The organism is Agromyces sp. NPDC055520, from assembly GCF_053619715.1.
Window position 1 is genome coordinate 101,442 of sequence record NZ_JBSHJY010000004.1, and the last position, 18,635, is coordinate 120,076.

The window sequence follows — 18,635 nt, forward strand, 5'->3', positions numbered from 1 at the left end:
TCAGGCGCTGCGGGCGACGGCGCCCAGCACGAACGTCGGGACGCTCGCTCGAAGCTCTTCACTCGTGATGCCGCGACCGTCGACGATGGTGCGGACGCCGGGCAGGTTCTCGGCGCCGATGCGCCGGTACTCCTCGTGGTTGGCCTGCACGATCGCAGCGTCGATGGGCTCGCCGAACTCGTAGTCGACGAATCCGAGCGCTTCGATCTCGGACTTCGTGTACATCGGGTCGTTGACGACCGGATGCGCGCCTGCCGCGATGAGCGCCGAAACGACATCGAACACGCCGGAGAACGCCGTCTCCTTGACGCCGCCGCGGTAGGCGGCGCCGAGCACAGCGACCCGCTGCCCGGCGAGATCGCCGTGCTTCTCCGCGAGGAGGTCGACCGCGTAGTTCGGCATCGCCCGGTTCGCGGCGCGAGCCGCTCGCACGATCGTCGCAGCAGGGTCGTTCCACAGGTACATCTGCGGATAGATCGGGATGCAGTGGCCGCCGACGGCGATGCCGGGCTGGTGGATGTGGCTGAAGAACTGGCTGTTGCACGCCTCGATGACGGCGAACACGTCGATGCCGGCACCATCCGCGAACCGTGCGAACTGGTTCGCGAGTCCGATGTTCACATCGCGATAGGTGGTCTCCGCGAGCTTCGCGAGTTCGCTGGCCTCGGCCGTGCCGAGGTTCCAGACGCCGTTCGGCCGGGCGAGATCGGGGCGCTCGTCGAAGTCGAGCACCTGCTCGTAGAACGCGATGCCGGCTTCGGTCGAAGCGTCGTTCACGCCGCCGACGAGCTTGGGGTACTTTCGGAGGTCTTCGAACACGCGACCGGTGAGCACGCGCTCAGGGCTGAAGACGACGTCGAAGTCCGCTGCGACACTCAGGCCCGAGAGCTGTTCGAGCGCGGGGGCGAACCGGTCCCGAGTGGTGCCGACCGGCAGCGTGGTCTCGTACGAGACGAGCGTTCCCGCAGTGAGGCCCCGACCGATGTCTTCGGTGGCGGAGTCCATCCAGCCGAAGTCGGGAACGCCTTCCTGGTCGACGAACAGCGGGACGACGACCACGACGGCCTGGCTCTGCGCGACGGCCTCGGTCGTGTTCACCGTGGCACGCAGGAGCCCGCGCGACACGACATCGGCGAGCTTGACGTCGAGGTCGGACTCGCCCGGGAACGGTTCGACTCCGTCGTTGATGAGTGCGACGGTACGCGGGTTCACATCCGCGCCGAACACGGTGTGACCCTTCGAAGCGAACTGGACGGCGAGCGGCAGGCCGATCTTGCCCATTCCGACGACGGTGATGTTCATGTTGTTGGCGCTTCCTTCTCAGACCGAGAGTTTGTGGTCTTGGCCGTCTGCAACGAGCTGTTCTGCGATCGCGACGACATCGGCACCCGCGGCCAACGTGACGATCCCCGAGGTGTCGCCCGTGAGCACTGCGTCGCGGAACGCCTCATGCTCCGTGCGCAGGGGTTCGCGCTTGTCGAGGGCGAACCGGATGACGTCGCCCTCCGAGACGCCGCGGAACGACGAGACGCCGTCCCACGAGTGGACGCTGCTGCCGTTCTCGAAATAGGTGAGATCCGCAGTGAGCGTATCGGCGACGAGCGCACCATTCTCACCGGTGACGACTGTGGTGCGCTCCTTGAAGGGGCTCAGCCAATTCACCGTGTGCGTGGCGATCGTGCCCGAGCTGAGCGTCGCGACGGCGATCACCAGGTCTTCGTGGCTGCGGCCGCTGCGGTGGGCGGTTCGGGCGTTCACCGTCACATACTTCTGTTGGCTCACCCACGCGGTGAGGTCGATGTCGTGGGTCGCGAGGTCCTTGACCACGCCGACATCGGCGATGCGGCCAGGGAACGGGCCCTGACGGCGAGTGGCGATCTGGTAGATCTCGCCGAGCAGGCCTTCTTCGAGTCGCCGTCGCATCGACTGCAGCGCAGGATTGAAGCGCTCGATGTGTCCGACGCCGCCGACGAGCCCGGCATCGGCGAACAGCCGCTGCAGCTCGAGCGCGGACTCCAGGTCGGAGGCGACCGGCTTCTCGATGAGTGCGTGGATGCCGCGTTCGGCGAGGCTGCGCCCGAGGTCGAGATGGTAGATCGTCGGTGCGGCGACGACGCAGTAGTCGAGACCGAGGTCCAGGAATCGGTCGAGGTCTTTGAGTACGTCGCGGCCTTCGATGATCGGCGGGACCGCGGGCCCCGGGTCGTACACGCCGGCGAATTCGACGCCGTCGAGGGTCGAGAGCACCCGACTGTGGTGGCGGCCCATCACACCCAGGCCGAGGACTCCTGCGCGAAGCATCAGGCGCCAGCCTTCGCGACGTCGTTCACGACGGTAACGATGTTCTCGAGGTCGTCCTGGCTCAGCGCCGGGTGCACCGGCAGTGAGAGGCACTCTGCTGCGGCGTGCTCGGTGACGGGCAGATCGAGAGTCTCGGCGAAGGAGGGGAGGCGGTGGATCGGCGTCGGGTAGTAGACGCCATTGCCGATGCCGCGTGACAGGAGTTCGGCCGCGAACGCGTCGCGGTCGGCGCCCTGCACGCGGATCGTGTACTGGTGGAACACGTGGGTACGTCCATCCGCGACGGGCGGCGCCACGACGCCTTCCAGGTTGGCGCTCAGGAACTCGGCATTGCGCTGGCGCTGCTCGGTCCACCCCGCGAGCTTGCGGAGCTGCACACGTCCGATCGCCGCGTGGATGTCCGTCATTCGAGTGTTGAACCCGACGACCTCGTTCTCGTACCGCTTCTCCATGCCCTGGTTGCGCAGGAGTCGCGACATGCGTGCGACGTCTTCGGAGCCCGTCGTGATCATGCCGCCTTCGCCGCTCGTCATGTTCTTGGTGGGGTAGAACGAGAACGAAGCGGCGATGCTCCAAGCGCCGACGGGGACACCGTCGACCGTGGCCATGTGCGCCTGCGCTGCGTCTTCGAACAACAGCAGATCGTGCTGCTCCGCGAGCTTCGTGAAGCCGACCATATCGGCGGGGTGCCCGTAGAGGTGCACGGGCATGATCGCACGGGTGCGAGGGGTGATGAGCGCTTCTGCAGCGGCGACGTCGAGGCAGAAGTGGTCGGGCTCGATGTCGGCGAAGACGGGCACGCCGCCGGCGAGTCGCACCGCGTTCGCGGTGGCAGCGAAGCTGAAGGACGGGACGATGACCTCATCGCCCGGCTGGATGCCCGCCGCGATGAAAGCCATGTGCAGAGCGGAGGTGCCGGAATTGACGGCGATGCTGTGACGTCCGTCGACGAAAGCCGAGAACTCCGACTCGAACGCGGCGACCTCGGGACCCTGCGCGAGCATTCCGCTCCGCATCACCCGGTCGACTGCTTCGCGTTCCTCGTCGCCGATGATCGGCTGAGCTGCTGGGATCATTATCGTGTCACCTCACGGAGTTCGTTTTCGCTCGTCTGTTGGAATTCATCGCCGGTGTCTGGGCACCGCCAGAAGCCTGCTTCATGCTCGATGAGTCGGTGGCCGGTCTTGCCGACCCATCCGATTCGGCGCGCAGGGTTGCCGACCACCAGGGCATGTGCCGGAACGTCTTTCGAGACGACGGAGCCGGAGCCCACGAGCGACCATTCCCCGATGACGACCGGCGCGATGCACACGCTCTGCGCGCCGATGGCGGCGCCGCGACGCACCTCGACCCCGACCGCTTCCCAGTCGCTGCCCGACTTCAAGGAGCCGTCGGGATTGATGGCGCGCGGGAATTGGTCATTGGTGAAGACGACACCGGGGCCGACGAAGACGCCCTCGTGAAGAACGGCGGGCTCATAGATCAGGGCGTAGTTCTGAATCTTGCAGTTCCGTCCGAGTCGGACGCCGGTGCCGATGTACGCGCCGCGACCTACGATGCATCCGGCCGCGATCGATGCGTCCTCCCGGACCTGTGCGTAGTGCCAGACGCGTGCGTCGTCGGCGACGTGCGCCGAGCTTGCGACATCGGCGGTGTCATGGATATTTCGGGATGGTGTGGTCATCGACTCTCCGGCGGGGTGTGCTGCCCTGTGAACGAATCAATCCTAGGCGGCAACTCCGCGGGGTTTGACCGGAACGGCGGCCTCCAACAGCCACACCTTGCTCAGTTCCTCGCCAGCGCATCCCGCCAACTCATGTCCCGGGCTGCCTTCACCGCGCACACGACGAGCAGCATCCACCCGCCCTCTACGAGCGCGAAACTCTCTGCGAACGACGTCACGGCGATCGTCACGAGCATGAGCGCCGGCCACACGTAGACCACGCTTCGCCGCGTCGAGGCGAGCAGCCAGGCGCGCACGAGGGCGACGCCGAGCAGCGCGATGAAGAGCAGCGCGCCGATCACGCCGACCTGGAAGTACACGTCGACGTACGCATTCAGGGCCGAGCCGTGCGGGCGGCCCGTGGCGAGCTCGATCCAGGTGTACGGCGGGGCATCCGGCCACGGGCCGACCCAGCCCCAGCCCTGCAGGGGGTTCAGGTTCAGGTAGCGCGAGAGCTCGCGCCAGACGTCGAGGCGCACGTCGAACTCGCTGCGGGCGTCGAGCAGCTCGATGATGCGGATGCGCAGGATCCACCCGGCGATGACGGCCAGCAGCCCCGTGACGAGAAGCGCGATCTGCCAGCGCCACCGCGTGGGCGCAGAGGCCCGCCTCAGTCCGTACAGCGCCAGCAGCGCCACGAGCGCGGCGCCGAGGGCGAACCAGGTCGTCGGCGAGCCCGACAAGACGAGGCAGAGCCCGGCGAGGGTCAGCGACAGGATGGCGCGGGTACGACGCACGATCTTCATGCGCCATTCGACGAGGAAGGTGAGCAGCGCGATGAGGGCGACGAAGCCGAGCATGTTGCGCGAGCCGAAGATGCCCTGGATCGGCCCGAGCGCGGCGATGTCGCCTTGAATGCCGAGCACCCTGATCGGCACGTCGAGGATGATGCCCGAGGCCACCTCGAGCGCGATCGAGACGCCGAGCAGGCCGCGCATGACATCGCCGAAGGCGCGCACGATCTGGATCGTGTCGCGCATGAGCGCGATGTAGATGCCGATGAACGCGAAGGCGACGAGATAGCCGAGTCGGGCGAGCGAGACGAACGCGGGCAGGTTGCTCCAGAGCACCGAGGCCGCGCACCAGCCGATGAACACGAGAATCGTCAGCGGCAGGATCCCGTACCACTCGACCGCCCGCCAGCGGGCGACGAGCGACGCGGCGCAGAGCACGACGAGCCCGGCGAGGGCGGCGAGCAGACCGGGCGTGCCGATGATGCTGCGCACCGCCTGTGTCGAGAACGCCAGGCCGACGGCGAGCAGCGTCAACGCCTGGGCGAAGCGTGCCGAACCTGCGAACGCGCGCAGCGCAGCGCTCAAGCTCATCGAGCGGCCTCGGGGGGGCGACGGTCGCTGAGCTTGTCGAAGCGCCCTTCGACAGGCTCAGGGAGCGAGGCCGGCAGCGGCTCGTGCTCCCACTGCCGCCGCTTGGTCGACCAGGCGACCGCGATGAGCAGCACCCAGCCGCTCTCGACCAGGATGCGGCTCTCGGCGAGGCTCTGCCCGATCAGCGCGACGAGCAGCAGCAGGGGCACGAGGGCGGCGGCCGAATGAGGGAGCGCGCGCCCCGCGGCATCCATCGGTCGGTCGACGGCGAGGAACCACGAGCGCCACAGCGCGCCGATCACGATCGCGGCGAAGGCGATCACGCCGAAGACGCCGAGCTGCATCCACACGTCGAGCCAGGCGTTGTGCGCCTGCAGGTAGGTGACGCCCTTGCGCACCGCGAGGTCGTTGAACGGTTCGACCCATGGCACCCAGTAGCCGACCCAGCCCCAGCCGAACCACGGCCGTTCGGCGGCGAGGCCGATCACCGAGTTCCAGATGTCGAAGCGGCCGGTGAGGTCTTCGCTCTTGCCGAAGACGTCGAGCAGGCGGCTCCAGAAGACGATCAACAGCGTGACGGATGCCGCGGCCGCTGCGACTGCCGTCCAGTACACGCGTGCGCGGCGATCGGGCCCGACCCTGCGCGCCCAGAGCGCGAAGCCGAGCGCGACGGCCACGACGATGGCGACGAGCATGACGGTCGCCGAACGGGTGAGCAACAGCACGCCGCCGGCGATGACGATCCACGCTATGCCCGAGCCGCGACGCACACTGCCCGCGGCGAGCAACGCGCCGAACACGATGAGGGCGAGCAGCGCGATCATGCCGAGGATGTTGCGGCTCGCGACGATGCCCTCGATCGGGCCGCCGTCGAAGAGCAGCCCGCGCGACCAGTAGAACGCCATCGGCAGCTTCTCGCCGGTCACCTCGAAGTCGGGGAAGTTCGGCAGCACCGGGCCGCCGACGAAGATCGCGACCCACAGCTCGAACGCGATCGAGAGCGCGAGCACCCACTTGAGCGCGCCGCCGAGGCAGCGGACGAACTGCGTCCAGCTCAGGCACAGCACGAGCGAGACGGCCGTGATGGTCGTCGCGAGCGTGATGGCCACGCCGAGAGCGGATGCCGCGGGGTAGAACGACCACGCGATCGACACCGTCGCGAGCAGCACGAAGACGATCGTCGACTTCGGCACGCGACGCCAGGTCCACTTCGGCTTGACCTGCACGAACATGACGACGGCGCCGATCAGCACGAGTGCGGCCACGACGCCGAAGCCCCACCAGCCGAGGAGGTTGCGCCAGAACTGGCCCGCGAGCACCGTGAACAGCGCGAACGTCGCGTACGCCGTGATCCAGCGGCGGCGATCGGTGCTCATGGGGTACAGGCTATCGCGGCATTGTTCGGTTGCTCGCTGAGCCTGTCGAAGCGCAGTGCTCCCTTCGACAGGCTCAGGGAGCGGCGGGGAGCGATACCGTTGAAGCACCCCCACCGAGAGGAACCCCCGAGCATGTTCACGGCGATCGGCAACACCCCGCGCGACTACGCGTGGGGCTCCACCACGGCGATCGCGGAGTTCCTCGGTTCGGCGCCGTCGGGCGGGCCAGAGGCCGAACTCTGGCTCGGGGCGCACCCGGGTTCTCCGGCGAAGGTGCTCGACACGGCATCCACTGGTGCAGCGCCCATTCCGTTCGGCGACCTCGCCGCCTGGATCGCCGCAGCTCCGCAGCAGGCGCTCGGCCCCGCGCTCGCCGCGCAGGGCGCCCGGCTGCCCTTCCTGCTGAAGCTGTTGGCGGCGGGCAGCCCGCTGTCGCTGCAGGCGCACCCGACTCCCGAGCAGGCGCGGGCCGGCTTCGCACGCGAAGAGGCCGACGGCGTGCCGCTGACGGCGTACGACCGCAACTACAAAGACGAGTTTCACAAGCCCGAGCTCATCGTCGCGCTGAGCGACACGTTCGACGCGCTCTCGGGCTTCCGTCCATCAGGCGAGGTGCAGGGCGTGCTCGAGGTGCTTCGGGCAGCGGATGCCGCGGCACTCGAGCCCGAGCCCGGCGCACTCGACCTGCTCGAGGCGAAGCTGACGGGCGAGCACGGGCTTCGCGACACCGTCGAATGGCTGCTGCGCGACGGGCGCGGCGGCGACACCGGGGAGGCGTCGTGGGTGATCGGCCGGGTCACGGCGCTCGCGGCGTCCGACACGGCGCTCGCCTCGCCCTACGCGCTGTCGTTCGAGACGGTCGGCACGCTCGCCGAGGCGTACCCCGGCGACCCCGGCGTCGTGATCTCGCTGCTGCTGAACCGCGTGCGCCTCGTGCGCGGCGAGGCCCTGTACCTCGCAGCCGGCAACATCCACGCGTACCTCGACGGGCTCGGCATCGAGCTCATGGCGGCGAGCGACAACGTGCTGCGCGGCGGGCTGACGCCGAAGCACATCGACGTCACCGAGCTCATCGACGTGCTCGACTTCACGCCGATGCCGGCGCCGTACCTGAAGCCGATCGACATGTCGGCCGGGGTCATGGTGTTCCGACCCGACGTGGCCGATTTCGAGCTGTACCGGGTCGACGCTGGTGCGAGCGTTGCGCGGGTCGCGCTCGACGGGCCGGCGATCGTGCTCATCGAGGGCGGCGGTGCAGACGGCGCCGTCACGATCGGCGGCGGCACCGGGGCATCCATCTCGCTCGATCGCGGCGATTCGGTCTATGCGACGCCCGACGAGGGCGAGCTGACGATCACCGGGCCAGGCATCGCCTGGATCGCGACGACGGGCCGCGCGCCCGGTCTCTGAGACGCACCGGTCTCCGAGTTCGTCGAGGAGGCCCTACCCGAGTCGCTCGGCGTGACGGTTGCGGTCGCGGATCTCGGGTCGACCGTATCCGTCGGTGTCGAGGCGGAGCACGGTGGCGAGCACGCCCCAGATGGCGAGGCCCGCGAGGACGAGGAAGATGATCGTGGTCATGGCAGTAAATCTATGACTTGTGAGATACTGCCGAAAGTGGCAGAGTAGCCATCAAGCGACAGATTCCTGCCAACACGATTCGCCAATGGAGGCCGCCGTGCTCCAGACCATCGCCTGCATCGCCCTGCCGCAGATGGCGCCCTTCGAATTCGGGGTGCTCTGCGAGGTGTTCGGCATCGACCGCAGCGACACCGGCGGTCCGAACTTCGACTTCCACGTCGTCGCCGCCGACCCCGGGCCGATCCCCACGAAGCTCGGCTTCGACATCGTCGTGCACGAGGGGCTCGAGTTCGCCGGCACCGCCGACCTCGTCGCCGTGCCGGCCGCCCTCATCGACGAGCCCGTCGACGAGCGCGTCTCGCACGTGCTGCGCGAGGCGGTCGCGCGCGGCGCCTGGGTGCTCTCGGTGTGCTCCGGCGCCTTCACGCTCGGCCGCGCGGGCGTGCTCGACGGCCGCCGTGCCACGACGCACTGGATGTACACCGAGCGGCTCGCCGAGATGTTCCCTCGCGCCGACGTCGACGCCGACGTGCTCTTCGTGCAAGACGGCAAGGTCGTCACGGGCGCCGGCACCGCCGCCGGCATCGACGCGGCCCTGCACATCGTGCGAACCGAACTCGGCGCGAGCGCCGCGAACATGATCGCGCGCCGCATGGTCGTGCCGCCCCAGCGCGACGGCGGTCAGTCGCAGTTCATCCAGACGCCGATCGCCGAGTGCCGCAGCGACTCCTTCGCGAAGATCACCGAGTGGATGGTCGAGCACCTCGACGAAGACCTCACCGTCGATCTGCTCGCCCGCAAAGCGCTCATGTCGCCGCGCACCTTCGCACGCCGATTCCGCGCCGAGACCGGCACGACCCCGAACGCGTGGCTCAACCGCCAGCGGCTGCTGCGCGCCCAGCAATTGCTCGAAGAGACCTCGTTCACCCTCGAAGAGATCGCGCGCGACACGGGCTTCGGCGCTGCCGCCGTCATGCGCCACCACTTCGTCAAGGTGCTGCAGACGACGCCGACGGCGTACCGCCGCCTCTTCGGGCTGCGCGCCGCCGGCTGAGCGCTACGTCTCTCGGTCGCTGAGCTTGTCGAAGCGACACGCACGCGTTTCGGTCGCTGAGCCTGTCGAAGCGACACGCACGCGTTCCGGTCGCTGGGCCTGTCGAAGCGACGACGTTCACGGATGGCTCCCTTCGACAGGCTCAGTGTGCAGAGAGAGACTCGTCCTCCCCAGCGTCCGATCGCCGATATTACACACGCAGTCGCGCTCGTCCGACCCGCGTCCAACCGACGATCGCGATCATAGGGGAATGGCATGGCTCTACATCCTCCGATGCGCCAATGGCGCGTACTACACAGGCAGTACAGTGCAAGAACTCGAGGCCCGCATCTGGCAGCACAACGAAGGCGTCGGCGCGAACTTCACCCGCCGGCATCGCCCGGTCGAGCTCGTGTACTGCGAGTTCTTGGATCGCGTCGAGGATGCGTTCATCCGTGAAAAGCAGGTGCAGGGTTGGAGTCGGGCGAAGAAGGAGGCGTTGATCGCGGGCGAGGGGGTGCTATTACCCGGGCTCTCGTCTTCGCGTCGGGCTGAGGAGTGACCTGGGTGCGCGGCAGCTGGGCACGTCGAAGCGGCGTCTCTGCCCCTTTCGGTCGCTGAGCCTGTCGAAGCGAGGGCCTTTCGCGGTGGGCTCCCTTCGACGGGCTCAGGGAGCGGGGCGGCTCCCTTCGACAGGCTCAGGGAGCGGGGCGGCTCCCTTCGACAGGCTCAGGGAGCGGGCGGCTCCCTTCGACAGGCTCAGGGAGCGGGGCCCGTGCGACGGACTCAGCGGCGTAGGCGGGCTGCCGTAGGCTCGTCTGGGCGCCGGAGACACCGCGCCGGAAGGCGGGAACATGAGCTGGCTGGTCACCGGGGGAGCGGGTTACATCGGAGCGCACGTCGTTCGCGCGTTCGCGGCGCAGGGCATCGGAGCCGTGGTGCTCGACGACCTGTCGTCGGGTCGACACGAGTTCCTGCCGGCCGGAACCCCGTTCGTGCACGCCAGCATCCTCGACGGCTCGGCGATCGAGCGAGCGATCGACGAGCACGGCGTGCAGGGCGTCGTGCACCTCGCGGGCTTCAAGTACGCGGGCGTCTCGGTCGAGCGGCCGCTGCACACCTACCGGCAGAACGTGACCGGCACCATGACCCTGCTCGCGGCGATGGAGTCGAAGCGCGTCGACCGCATGGTCTTCTCGTCGAGCGCGGCCGTCTACGGCACGCCCGACGTCGACCTGGTCACAGAGGCCACCCCGAAGCATCCCGAATCGCCCTACGGCGAATCGAAGCTCATCGGCGAGTGGCTGCTCGCCGACCAGGCGAAGTCGGCCGGCCTGCGAAACACCAGCCTGCGTTACTTCAACGTCGTCGGCTCGGGCACGCCCGAGGTCTTCGACGTGAGCCCGCACAACCTCTTCCCCCTCGTCTTCGACGCGCTGCTCGAGGGCCGCACGCCGCGCATCAACGGCGGCGACTACCCGACGCCCGACGGCACGTGCGTGCGCGACTACATCCACGTGGCCGATCTCGCCGAGGCCCACGTCGTCGCGGCGCGGCGACTCGACGCGGGCGAGCCGCTCGAACCCGTGTACAACCTGGGATCGGGTGACGGCGTCTCGGTCGGCGAGATCATGCGAGCGGTCGCCGAGGTCACCGGCATCGAATTCGCGCCAGAGGTCGGCCCGCGCCGCGTCGGCGACCCCGCGCGCATCGTCGCTTCGGGTGAGCTCGCGGCTCGCGACCTCGATTGGCGCATGCGCCACACGCTCCCCGAGATGGTCGAGAGTGCGTGGAACGCCCGCCGCGCGGCATCCGATTCATAACGTATGCTCAACGTCCCGGCGTGTCGAGACCGGCTTCAAGCCTCGACGGCCGATTGAGGGTTTACCATCTGCGACTTGACTCACGGGAATTACAACGGTGTAATTGGTCGTGACACACCCTCTGGGTGGTCGGTACAACTGGGTGGGAGACGATATGGGCAATCCTGAATATCGTTCTGGAGTACCTGACGATTGGTTCGTCGATCCGGTCAGGCTCGGCGTTCCGGGGGTTCGTTCGGTTGCAGACGATGACAATCCGTTGGCATGGCAGAGCGACGCGCTCTGTGCGCAGACCGATCCTGAGGCGTTCTTCCCTGAAAAGGGCGGATCGACGAGGGACGCGAAGAAGATCTGCACGGGATGCGAAGTTCGGGGTGAATGCCTCGAGTACGCGCTCGGCAACGACGAGCGCTTCGGCATCTGGGGCGGGCTCTCCGAGCGGGAGCGCCGCAAGCTTCGCAAGCGAGCGGTCTGAGCTGCGGAGTCTGCTTCGGCAGGCTCCGCGCTCGCGTCGCCCGGTTTCCTGAAAAAGAGGCACGCCCGGTCGGGTGACGGATGCCGCGTGGTGTGCCGCTTAGGCTGACTGCGATGTTCCCCAGAGTCACCGCCGTCCTCGTCGCACATCACGGTGGCGACCACCTCAGACGCTCCCTCGAGGCGATTCGAGCTCAGCGTCGCGTTCCCGACGCGCTCGTCGTCGTGCTCACCGAGGCCGACGCCGAGGCGAGGGAGCTCGCCGCGGCGTCGTCGCCGACGCAGATCGTCGAGCTCTCGCAGCGCCTCTCGTTCGGCGAGGCCGTGCGCGCCGCCGAACGCACGCTCGACTCCCCGACGTCGGATGCCGACGCGCTGTGGCTGCTCGCCGAAGACACCGCGCCCGCGCCCGACGCGCTCGAACGCCTCGTGGCGACCCTCGAGACGGCGAAGTCCGTGGCGATCGCCGGGCCCAAGCTGCGCGAGTGGGACGCGCCCGACCGCATCGCGACCTTCGGTCGCACGATCACCCGGTTCGGTCGCAGCGTGTCGCTCGTCTCCGACGAACTCGACCAGGGCCAGCACGACGGACTGAGTGATGTGCTCGGCCTCGATCCTGCCGCGATCCTCGTGCGCCACACCGTCTGGCGTGCGCTCGACGGCTTCGACCCGGCTCTGCCGACGGTCGACGACGCGCTCGACTTCTCGATCCGCGCGCGCCTCGCCGGGCACCGGGTGTCGGTGGTGCCCGAGGCCCACGTGGTGTTCGCCGGAGACGGCGTCGTCGGGCCGCCCGCCGACCCGCGGGCCCGAGCGAGCCGCCGTCGCACCCGTGCGGTCCGCGCGGCCGCCCTGCACCGGCGACTCGTCTACGCGCCCGCCGTCGCCGTGCCCGTGCACTGGCTCACCTACCTGCCGCTCGCGATCATCCGCTCGATCCGGTTGCTGCTCGTCAAGTCGCCCGGCGCGATCACGGGGGAGTTCTCGGCGGCGCTCGGCACGATGTTCTCGGGAGCGCGCGTGCCGCGAGCCCGCAAGCGCCTGAAGGCGGCGCGCACGACCGGATGGTCGGCGATCGCACCGCTGCGGATGCCGCCCGACGAGGTGCGCCGCCGACGCCAGCATGCCGCAGAGGCGCGCCGAGCCCGGGCGCGCGGTCGAACCGACGAACTGCAGTTCCTCGGCACGGGCGGCGGCTGGGTGCTGCTCGGGTCGATCGCGGCATCCGTCGCACTCTTCTCCTGGCTGTTCGGCGCGACGGGCCTGCGTGGCGGCGGCATCCTGCCGCTGTCGAGCGGCCTCGCTGAGCTGTGGCACAACGCCGCCTACGGCTGGCGCGATATCGGCCCGGGGTTCGTCGGCGCGGCCGACCCCTTCGCCGGAGTGCTGGCGGTCCTCGGCTCCATCACATTCTGGGCGCCGTCGTTCGTGCTCGTGCTGCTCTGGCTGCTCGCGGTGCCGGCCGCGACCCTCGGCGCCTGGTTCGCCGCGTCGCGGCTGACCGAGCGCGGTTCGATCCGTGCGGTCGCCGCGCTCGTGTGGGGGCTCGCCCCGCCGTTGCTCGTCGCCCTCGCCGATGGCCGACCGGGCGCCGTGATCGCCCATGTGCTGCTGGGCTGGCTCGCCTTCGCGGTCTTCGGGGCGGCGACGTCGTGGGCGGCCGCCGCGACGGCGTCGCTGCTGTTCGCCGGCGTGATCGCCGCGGCACCGAGCCTCGCACCGGCGTTGCTCGTCGCCTGGCTCGTCGGGCTCGCCGTGAGCGGGCGGGCGGCGGTGCGCCTGGCCGGCCTGCCGATCCCGTCGGTCGTGCTGTTCGGTCCGCTCGTGTTCGCCCAACTCGGCCGCGGCACCCCGCTCGCGCTGCTCGCCGACCCCGGACTGCCGCTCGGCAGCGTGGCGCCGTCGGCGTGGCAGCTCGCGCTCGGCTTCCCCGGTGCGGCGTGGGGCGGTTGGGGGGCGTTCCTCGGCGGCGGCGCGGGCGCTTCCGGCGCAATCGACCCCGCGCTCGTGTTGACCCTGCTCGTCGCGCCGCTCATCATCGCCGCGCTCGCGGCCGTGCTCGCTCCCGGAATCCGCGGTGCCGTGCTCGCCCTCGGCCTCGCCCTGCTCGGTTTCGCGACGGCCGTGGCGACCGCGCAGATCGCCGTCGCGGTCGCGGGGCCCGAGGCCGTGCAACTCTGGACGGGCGGCGGCCAGAGCCTGCTCTGGCTCGGCCTCGTGCTCGCGGCCGTCATCGCCCTGAGCGCCGTGCGTCGCGGAGGCGCCGTGCTCGCGTGGCTCGTCGCCGCCGGTGTCGTCGCCGCGGTGCTGCCGACCGGACTCGGCCTCGCCACCGCGCAGACCGAGATCGCGCCCGCCGCCGAGCGCACCCTGCCGGCGTTCGTCGGCGCCGAGGCCGACACCGACCCGCGGGTGACGACCCTTCGCATCCAGCCCGAGGCCGACGGCAGCATCAGGGCAACGCTCGAACGCGGTGCCGGCACGACGCTCGACGAGCAGTCGACGCTCGAGCAGACGCTCGAGGAGATGAGTGACGACGAACGGCAGTTGGCCGAGGTCGCCGGCAATCTCGCCTCGCGCAGCGGATTCGATCCGGATGCCGCGATCCGCGACTTCGGGGTCTCGTTCGTGTTGCTCGCCCCTCCCGCCGACGACGACCGCGATGCCGAGGCGACGGCGGTGCGCGCGCGCACCGCGCTCGACGGCAACGCCGCGCTCACGGCCGTCGGCGAGACCGACTTCGGCACGCTGTGGCGATTCAGTGCCGCAGAACCGGATGCCGCGGCCGCACAGATCCCGCCGAACGCGGGAGGTGCGCTGACCGGCGTGATCACCGCGATTCAGCTCATCGTGCTCGGTGCGACGCTGCTGCTGTCGATCCCGACCGGCGCGGGCCGCGAGGCCGACCGCCGCCCGGCGCCGCGACGCCCGCGGAAGACGTGGCGCGGGCGGGGCCGACCCGCAGCCGTCGAGACTCCGGAATCGAAGGACGCGGCCGTGGAGGACTCGTCGGTGGAGGCTCCCGAATCGAAGGACACGGGCCCCGAGACATCCGATCGCCCGGCCGAGAGGCCGACCGCGAAGTTGACTGAGAAACCGACCGCGAAATCGTCTGAGAAGCCGACCTCGAGGCCGCCGAAGAAGCCGACTGAGAAGCCCACCGACCAGCCGACCAAGACGAAGGGAGACGACGATGCCCGCTGATCGCTCGCTCGCCCGTACCATCGCCCGCGTCGGCGGTCGTGCCGCCGGCTTCGTGATCGCGGCCGCGATCGCCGTCGCGGCGCTCGGCGCCGCCGCCCTCGTGCCGTGGCCCGAGCACCGCGTGACGCCGCCGTCGCTCGTCGTGCAGCCCGCCGAGAGCCGCCAGCAGCGGGTCTGCCCCGGTCCGCTGCTGACCCTCGCCGACGACGCCGCCGCCGCGACGACCGCGTCGTCGATCGGCTCGGCCGACGTGATCTCGGGCGCCGAGCCCGACGACGCCGAGATCTCGGAGACGCCCCTCGACGCACCCGGCAACCCCCGCGCCGACCGCGACGGCACACCCGTCGTGCTCGCCGTCGAACCGGGCTCGGTCGACGCAGGCCTGCTCGCGGGCGCCCAGTCGCAGTCGGCCGACACCGAGACGATCGCAGGATTCACCGCGTCCACGTGCGCCGAGGCGACCTCGGAGTCGTGGCTCGTCGCCGGATCGACCACCCTCGGCCGCACGAGCCTCGTGACCCTCTCGAACCCCACCGACGTCGCCGCCACCGTCGACGTGCGCGTGATCGGCGAGGCGGGCGCCGTCGAGGCGGGCTCCGCGCTCGGCATGATCGTTGCCGCGGGCAGCCAGCGCGTCGTCTCGCTCGCCGGCATCGCGCCGAATGTGACCTCGCCCGTCGTACACGTCACGAGCACCGGTGGCACGATCGCCGCGGCGCTCGAGCAGTCGGCCGTCGACGGACTCGCGCCGTCGGGCGTCGAGTTCACCGGCGCGACCGCGATGCCCGCGAGCCGACAGGTGATTCCGGGCTTCGTCGTCGCCGAGGCCGGCGGCGTCGACCCCACCGACGATCACGCCGAGGGCGACGACCACCCCGCAGCCCGACTGCTCGCGACGGGCGACGACCCGGTCGACGTGTCGATCGGCGTCGTGCCCGAGGCGGGCGGCAGCGGCTCGACGATCGAGCTCACCCTGCAGCCCGGGCGCACGACCGACGTGCCGCTCGGCGTGCTCGACGCCGGCGCCTACACCGTGCGGCTCGACGCAGACGGGCCGATCGTCGCCGCGGCCCGCGCGACGACGGCCGCCGTCGCCGCCGGCTCCGATTCCGCAGACGAGGGCGCACAGGGGCAGACGGATGTCGCGGCATCCGGTGATTTCGCCTGGTTCGTGTCGACCGCGCCGCTGCTCGACACCGCGGTGATCGCGGTGCCCGATGGGCCGTCGCCGACGTTGCACCTCGCGAACGAGGGCGACGACGCCGCCGAGGTCCAGTACTCGGTCGACGGCGAGACCCGGGCCGTGACGATCGAGTCGGGCTCAGCGGCATCCGTCGACGTCGACGAAGGCGCCATCGTGACGCTCGACGGCGTCGCGGGTGTGCACGCGGCCGTGACGTTCGCGGGCGAAGCTGAGCTCGCGGCGTTCGGGGTGCAGCCGCCGGGGCCGCTCGACTCGCCGATCCGGGTGTTCCCGCGGTAGCTCCCAGTCGCTGAGCTCGTCGAAGCGCCCCTTCGACAGGCTCAGGGAGCAGATCTCAGAGGTGCCGGTAGCGACCGGGGGCGAGTTCCCACGGATCCTTGCCGAGCAGGTCGGCGATCGCGCGGAAGACGCAGCTCTCGATGAGCAGCTTCTCTTCGCGCTCCTCACCCTCTTGCAGCCGCAGGAAGCGCACGATCGGCAGCCGGTAGAAGACGATGCGGCGTTCGTCGTGGAAGACCTTCCACCGGTCGATGTGGTCGTCGTGGATCGCCTCGGCAGGGCCCTGCGCGACCTCGAAGACGACGCCCTCGAGCTCGGGCCAGAGGCCCCGCAGGTAGGCGGCCGTCGTGCCGACCGTCATGTCGAAGTCGTCGAGCCGGTTGTGCAGCATCGGCAGGTGCGGGCCGGTGACGGCGGAGCGGAGCCCTCGACCGTGCCGGTCTCTCGCGAGACGCCGGGGCGAGCGCGGCACTGAGGCGGCGCGACGGGGTCGGGGCATGCCATCCATCGTATCGAGTCGTTCGCGTCGACCGGCCGCCGCGATCGCTATTCTGGTGGAGCCATGAGACGTTGTTCGCGCACTGCCTGCGCTGCCGAAGCGGTCGCCACGCTGACGTTCGACTATGCCGATTCGATGGCGGTGCTCGGCCCGCTCGCCACCACTCGCGAGCCCCACGGCTACGACCTCTGCGCTCGCCACGCCGAGCGCACCTCTGCGCCGGTCGGGTGGCAGGTCGTGCGCCACGTCAGCATCGGTGAGGTAGGTTTCAAGGCATGAACCCCGCTGCACCATCGGGCGCTCGCGCGCGCCTCGACGCCATCGTGAAGACCTACGACGTTCGCGGAATCGTGGGTGAGGGGCTCACCGTCGAGACCGTCGAGGCGCTCGCCGCGGCGTTCGTCGACGAGGTCGGCGCAAGTGCAGGTGCGAGCGCAAGCGGCGCAGGCGGAGGCGCGGCCGGCGATCGGGGCCGGGTCGTCGTCGGGCACGACATGCGCGACTCCTCGCCGGGCTTCGCCGAGGCCTTCGCCCGCGGCGCGTCGGCTCGCGGCGCCGACGTCGTCTCGATCGGGCTCTGCTCGACCGACGAGAGCTACTTCGCCTCGGGCTCGATGCACGCGCCTGCGGCGATGTTCACCGCGAGCCACAACCCCGCCGCCTACAACGGCATCAAGTTCTCGCGCGCCGGCGCACAGGGCATCTCGCTCGACACCGGCCTCGCCGCGATCCGCGACCGTGCGGCCGACTACCTCGAGCAGGGTGGTGTGCCGGCGGTCGCTTCGCCCGGCGTCGTCACGAGCGTCGACGTGCTGGCCGAGTACGCGGCCCACCTTCGATCACTCGTCGACCTCAGCGGCATCCGCTCGCTCAAGGTCGTCGTCGACGCAGGCAACGGAATGGGCGGCCTCACCGTGCCCGCCGTGCTCGGCACGGCGGCCGGCCTCGCCGAGCTGCCGCTCGAGATCGTGCCGCTTTACTTCGAACTCGACGGAACGTTTCCGAACCACGAGGCGAACCCGCTCGAACCCGCCAACCTCGTCGACCTGCAGCGCGCGGTCGTCGAGCACGGCGCCGACCTGGGGCTCGCCTTCGACGGCGACGCCGACCGCTGCTTCGTCGTCGACGAACGCGGCGGTGCCGTGAACCCGTCGGCGGTGGCCGCGATCGTCGCGCTTCGCGAGATCGCGCGCGTGCGGGCGGCCGGCGAAGCGGATGTCTCGGTGATCCACAACCTCATCACCTCGCGTTTCGTGTCCGAGACGATCGAGGCCGCCGGCGCGACGCCCGTGCGCACGCGTGTGGGGCACTCGCTCATCAAAGACCAGATGCGGGCCACCGGCGCCGTGTTCGGCGGCGAGCACTCGGCGCACTACTACTTCCGCGACTTCTGGGGTGCCGACAACGGCATGCTGGCCGCGATGCACGTGCTCGCCGAGTTCGGCGCGCAGGATGCCCCGTTGTCTGAGATGTCGACCCGGTTCACGCCGTACTCGCTCTCGGGCGAGATCAACTCGGTCGTCGACGACGTGCCCGCCGCGTACACGCGCATCGTCGAGGCGTTCACCGACCGGGCCGAGTTCGACGAACTCGACGGGCTGACGGTGACGGGCGTGACCGCCGGCGACGAGGCGTTCTGGTGGTTCAACGTGCGCCCCTCGAACACCGAGCCGCTGCTGCGACTGAATGCCGAGGGCGGCGACGCCGCGACGATGGCGGCCATCCGCGACGAGGTGCTCGCCCTCATCCGCGGCTGACCCGCGCGGCGCGTAGCGACGCGCGCCCGCGACCACCTGTCGGGCCTGCGAGAATG

At 70.0% G+C, this 18,635-nt stretch carries 17 protein-coding genes; 9 read left to right on the forward strand and 8 right to left on the reverse strand.

Annotated features, from left to right (window positions below; all coding sequences use genetic code 11):
* From ACWGST_RS03810 to ACWGST_RS03835, 6 genes are all read right to left on the reverse strand, one after another.
* Window positions 1-1,302, reverse strand: coding sequence for a nucleotide sugar dehydrogenase (locus ACWGST_RS03810; protein ID WP_452045316.1), 1,302 nt, complete (start codon window positions 1,300-1,302; stop codon window positions 1-3).
* Between the two features lie 18 nt (window positions 1,303-1,320).
* On the reverse strand, window positions 1,321-2,301 hold the full coding sequence (locus ACWGST_RS03815; protein ID WP_452045317.1) for a Gfo/Idh/MocA family protein: 981 nt from the start codon (window positions 2,299-2,301) through the stop codon (window positions 1,321-1,323).
* Complete coding sequence (locus ACWGST_RS03820) at window positions 2,301-3,377, reverse strand: DegT/DnrJ/EryC1/StrS family aminotransferase (RefSeq protein WP_452045318.1); 1,077 nt, start codon at window positions 3,375-3,377, stop codon at window positions 2,301-2,303. The genes ACWGST_RS03815 and ACWGST_RS03820 overlap by 1 nt, the downstream gene beginning before the upstream one ends.
* Window positions 3,377-3,985: an acyltransferase gene (locus tag ACWGST_RS03825; RefSeq protein ID WP_452045319.1), complete on the reverse strand. Its 609-nt coding sequence runs from the start codon at window positions 3,983-3,985 to the stop codon at window positions 3,377-3,379. Before ACWGST_RS03825 ends, ACWGST_RS03820 begins: the two co-directional genes overlap by 1 nt.
* A 101-nt stretch (window positions 3,986-4,086) precedes the next feature.
* Entirely contained in the window at window positions 4,087-5,349 is a 1,263-nt protein-coding gene (locus tag ACWGST_RS03830; RefSeq protein WP_452045320.1) for an O-antigen ligase family protein, read from the reverse strand.
* Window positions 5,346-6,725 carry an O-antigen ligase family protein gene (locus ACWGST_RS03835; RefSeq protein ID WP_452045321.1) on the reverse strand — a complete coding sequence of 460 codons (1,380 nt, stop codon included), beginning with the start codon at window positions 6,723-6,725 and terminating at the stop codon, window positions 5,346-5,348. Before ACWGST_RS03835 ends, ACWGST_RS03830 begins: the two co-directional genes overlap by 4 nt.
* Window positions 6,726-6,857: 132 nt before the next feature.
* Here ACWGST_RS03835 and manA point away from each other — a divergent pair, with 132 nt between their 5' ends.
* Complete coding sequence (gene manA, locus ACWGST_RS03840) at window positions 6,858-8,135, forward strand: mannose-6-phosphate isomerase, class I (RefSeq protein ID WP_452045322.1); 1,278 nt, start codon at window positions 6,858-6,860, stop codon at window positions 8,133-8,135.
* A gap of 33 nt (window positions 8,136-8,168) precedes the next feature.
* Here the strand turns inward: manA and ACWGST_RS03845 are convergent, their stop codons facing one another.
* Window positions 8,169-8,306 carry a hypothetical protein gene (locus ACWGST_RS03845; protein ID WP_452045323.1) on the reverse strand — a complete coding sequence of 46 codons (138 nt, stop codon included), beginning with the start codon at window positions 8,304-8,306 and terminating at the stop codon, window positions 8,169-8,171.
* A gap of 85 nt (window positions 8,307-8,391) precedes the next feature.
* Between ACWGST_RS03845 and ACWGST_RS03850 the strand changes: the two genes are divergently transcribed.
* The 6 genes from ACWGST_RS03850 to ACWGST_RS03875 all read left to right on the forward strand — a co-directional run bounded on the left by ACWGST_RS03850 (window position 8,392) and on the right by ACWGST_RS03875 (window position 16,323).
* Window positions 8,392-9,360 (forward strand): GlxA family transcriptional regulator, encoded by a 969-nt coding sequence (locus ACWGST_RS03850; RefSeq protein WP_452045324.1) that lies wholly within the window; start codon window positions 8,392-8,394, stop codon window positions 9,358-9,360.
* Window positions 9,361-9,610: 250 nt separating this feature from the next.
* Complete coding sequence (locus ACWGST_RS03855) at window positions 9,611-9,901, forward strand: GIY-YIG nuclease family protein (RefSeq protein ID WP_452045325.1); 291 nt, start codon at window positions 9,611-9,613, stop codon at window positions 9,899-9,901.
* Window positions 9,902-10,193: 292 nt separating this feature from the next.
* Window positions 10,194-11,162, forward strand: coding sequence for a UDP-glucose 4-epimerase GalE (gene galE / locus ACWGST_RS03860; RefSeq protein WP_452045326.1), 969 nt, complete (start codon window positions 10,194-10,196; stop codon window positions 11,160-11,162).
* Between the two features lie 154 nt (window positions 11,163-11,316).
* Entirely contained in the window at window positions 11,317-11,637 is a 321-nt protein-coding gene (locus ACWGST_RS03865; RefSeq protein ID WP_452045327.1) for a WhiB family transcriptional regulator, read from the forward strand.
* 113 nt (window positions 11,638-11,750) lie between these two features.
* Window positions 11,751-14,840, forward strand: a complete 3,090-nt coding sequence (locus ACWGST_RS03870; RefSeq protein ID WP_452045328.1) for a glycosyltransferase — start codon at window positions 11,751-11,753, stop codon at window positions 14,838-14,840.
* The gene (locus ACWGST_RS03875) at window positions 14,830-16,323 is read left to right on the forward strand and encodes a DUF5719 family protein (RefSeq protein WP_452045329.1); all 1,494 of its coding nucleotides are present in this window, start codon (window positions 14,830-14,832) and stop codon (window positions 16,321-16,323) included. Before ACWGST_RS03870 ends, ACWGST_RS03875 begins: the two co-directional genes overlap by 11 nt.
* A 55-nt stretch (window positions 16,324-16,378) precedes the next feature.
* Here ACWGST_RS03875 and ACWGST_RS03880 read toward each other — a convergent pair whose 3' ends face one another.
* The gene (locus ACWGST_RS03880) at window positions 16,379-16,822 is read right to left on the reverse strand and encodes a hypothetical protein (protein ID WP_452045330.1); all 444 of its coding nucleotides are present in this window, start codon (window positions 16,820-16,822) and stop codon (window positions 16,379-16,381) included.
* A 63-nt stretch (window positions 16,823-16,885) separates the two neighbouring features.
* Here ACWGST_RS03880 and ACWGST_RS03885 point away from each other — a divergent pair, with 63 nt between their 5' ends.
* Complete coding sequence (locus ACWGST_RS03885; protein WP_332064503.1) at window positions 16,886-17,101, forward strand: DUF3499 family protein; 216 nt, start codon at window positions 16,886-16,888, stop codon at window positions 17,099-17,101.
* On the forward strand, window positions 17,098-18,579 hold the full coding sequence (locus tag ACWGST_RS03890; protein WP_452045331.1) for a phosphomannomutase/phosphoglucomutase: 1,482 nt from the start codon (window positions 17,098-17,100) through the stop codon (window positions 18,577-18,579). Before ACWGST_RS03885 ends, ACWGST_RS03890 begins: the two co-directional genes overlap by 4 nt.
* Window positions 18,580-18,635 lie beyond the last annotated feature (56 nt).

Excerpts from the sequence above, each read along its gene's own strand:
- ACWGST_RS03825 (WP_452045319.1), bottom strand. The coding sequence starts at position 3,985 with ATGACCACACCATCCCGAAATATCCATGACACCGCCGATGTCGCAAGC.
- ACWGST_RS03815 (WP_452045317.1), bottom strand. The coding sequence starts at position 2,301 with ATGCTTCGCGCAGGAGTCCTCGGCCTGGGTGTGATGGGCCGCCACCAC.
- ACWGST_RS03835 (WP_452045321.1), bottom strand. The coding sequence starts at position 6,725 with ATGAGCACCGATCGCCGCCGCTGGATCACGGCGTACGCGACGTTCGCG.
- ACWGST_RS03855 (WP_452045325.1), top strand. The coding sequence starts at position 9,611 with ATGGCATGGCTCTACATCCTCCGATGCGCCAATGGCGCGTACTACACA.
- ACWGST_RS03830 (WP_452045320.1), bottom strand. The coding sequence starts at position 5,349 with ATGAGCTTGAGCGCTGCGCTGCGCGCGTTCGCAGGTTCGGCACGCTTC.
- ACWGST_RS03885 (WP_332064503.1), top strand. The coding sequence starts at position 16,886 with ATGAGACGTTGTTCGCGCACTGCCTGCGCTGCCGAAGCGGTCGCCACG.
- ACWGST_RS03810 (WP_452045316.1), bottom strand. The coding sequence starts at position 1,302 with ATGAACATCACCGTCGTCGGAATGGGCAAGATCGGCCTGCCGCTCGCC.
- ACWGST_RS03865 (WP_452045327.1), top strand. The coding sequence starts at position 11,317 with ATGGGCAATCCTGAATATCGTTCTGGAGTACCTGACGATTGGTTCGTC.
- ACWGST_RS03850 (WP_452045324.1), top strand. The coding sequence starts at position 8,392 with ATGGAGGCCGCCGTGCTCCAGACCATCGCCTGCATCGCCCTGCCGCAG.
- galE (WP_452045326.1), top strand. The coding sequence starts at position 10,194 with ATGAGCTGGCTGGTCACCGGGGGAGCGGGTTACATCGGAGCGCACGTC.
- ACWGST_RS03820 (WP_452045318.1), bottom strand. The coding sequence starts at position 3,377 with ATGATCCCAGCAGCTCAGCCGATCATCGGCGACGAGGAACGCGAAGCA.
- ACWGST_RS03875 (WP_452045329.1), top strand. The coding sequence starts at position 14,830 with ATGCCCGCTGATCGCTCGCTCGCCCGTACCATCGCCCGCGTCGGCGGT.
- ACWGST_RS03890 (WP_452045331.1), top strand. The coding sequence starts at position 17,098 with ATGAACCCCGCTGCACCATCGGGCGCTCGCGCGCGCCTCGACGCCATC.
- ACWGST_RS03845 (WP_452045323.1), bottom strand. The coding sequence starts at position 8,306 with ATGACCACGATCATCTTCCTCGTCCTCGCGGGCCTCGCCATCTGGGGC.
- ACWGST_RS03870 (WP_452045328.1), top strand. The coding sequence starts at position 11,751 with ATGTTCCCCAGAGTCACCGCCGTCCTCGTCGCACATCACGGTGGCGAC.
- manA (WP_452045322.1), top strand. The coding sequence starts at position 6,858 with ATGTTCACGGCGATCGGCAACACCCCGCGCGACTACGCGTGGGGCTCC.
- ACWGST_RS03880 (WP_452045330.1), bottom strand. The coding sequence starts at position 16,822 with ATGCCCCGACCCCGTCGCGCCGCCTCAGTGCCGCGCTCGCCCCGGCGT.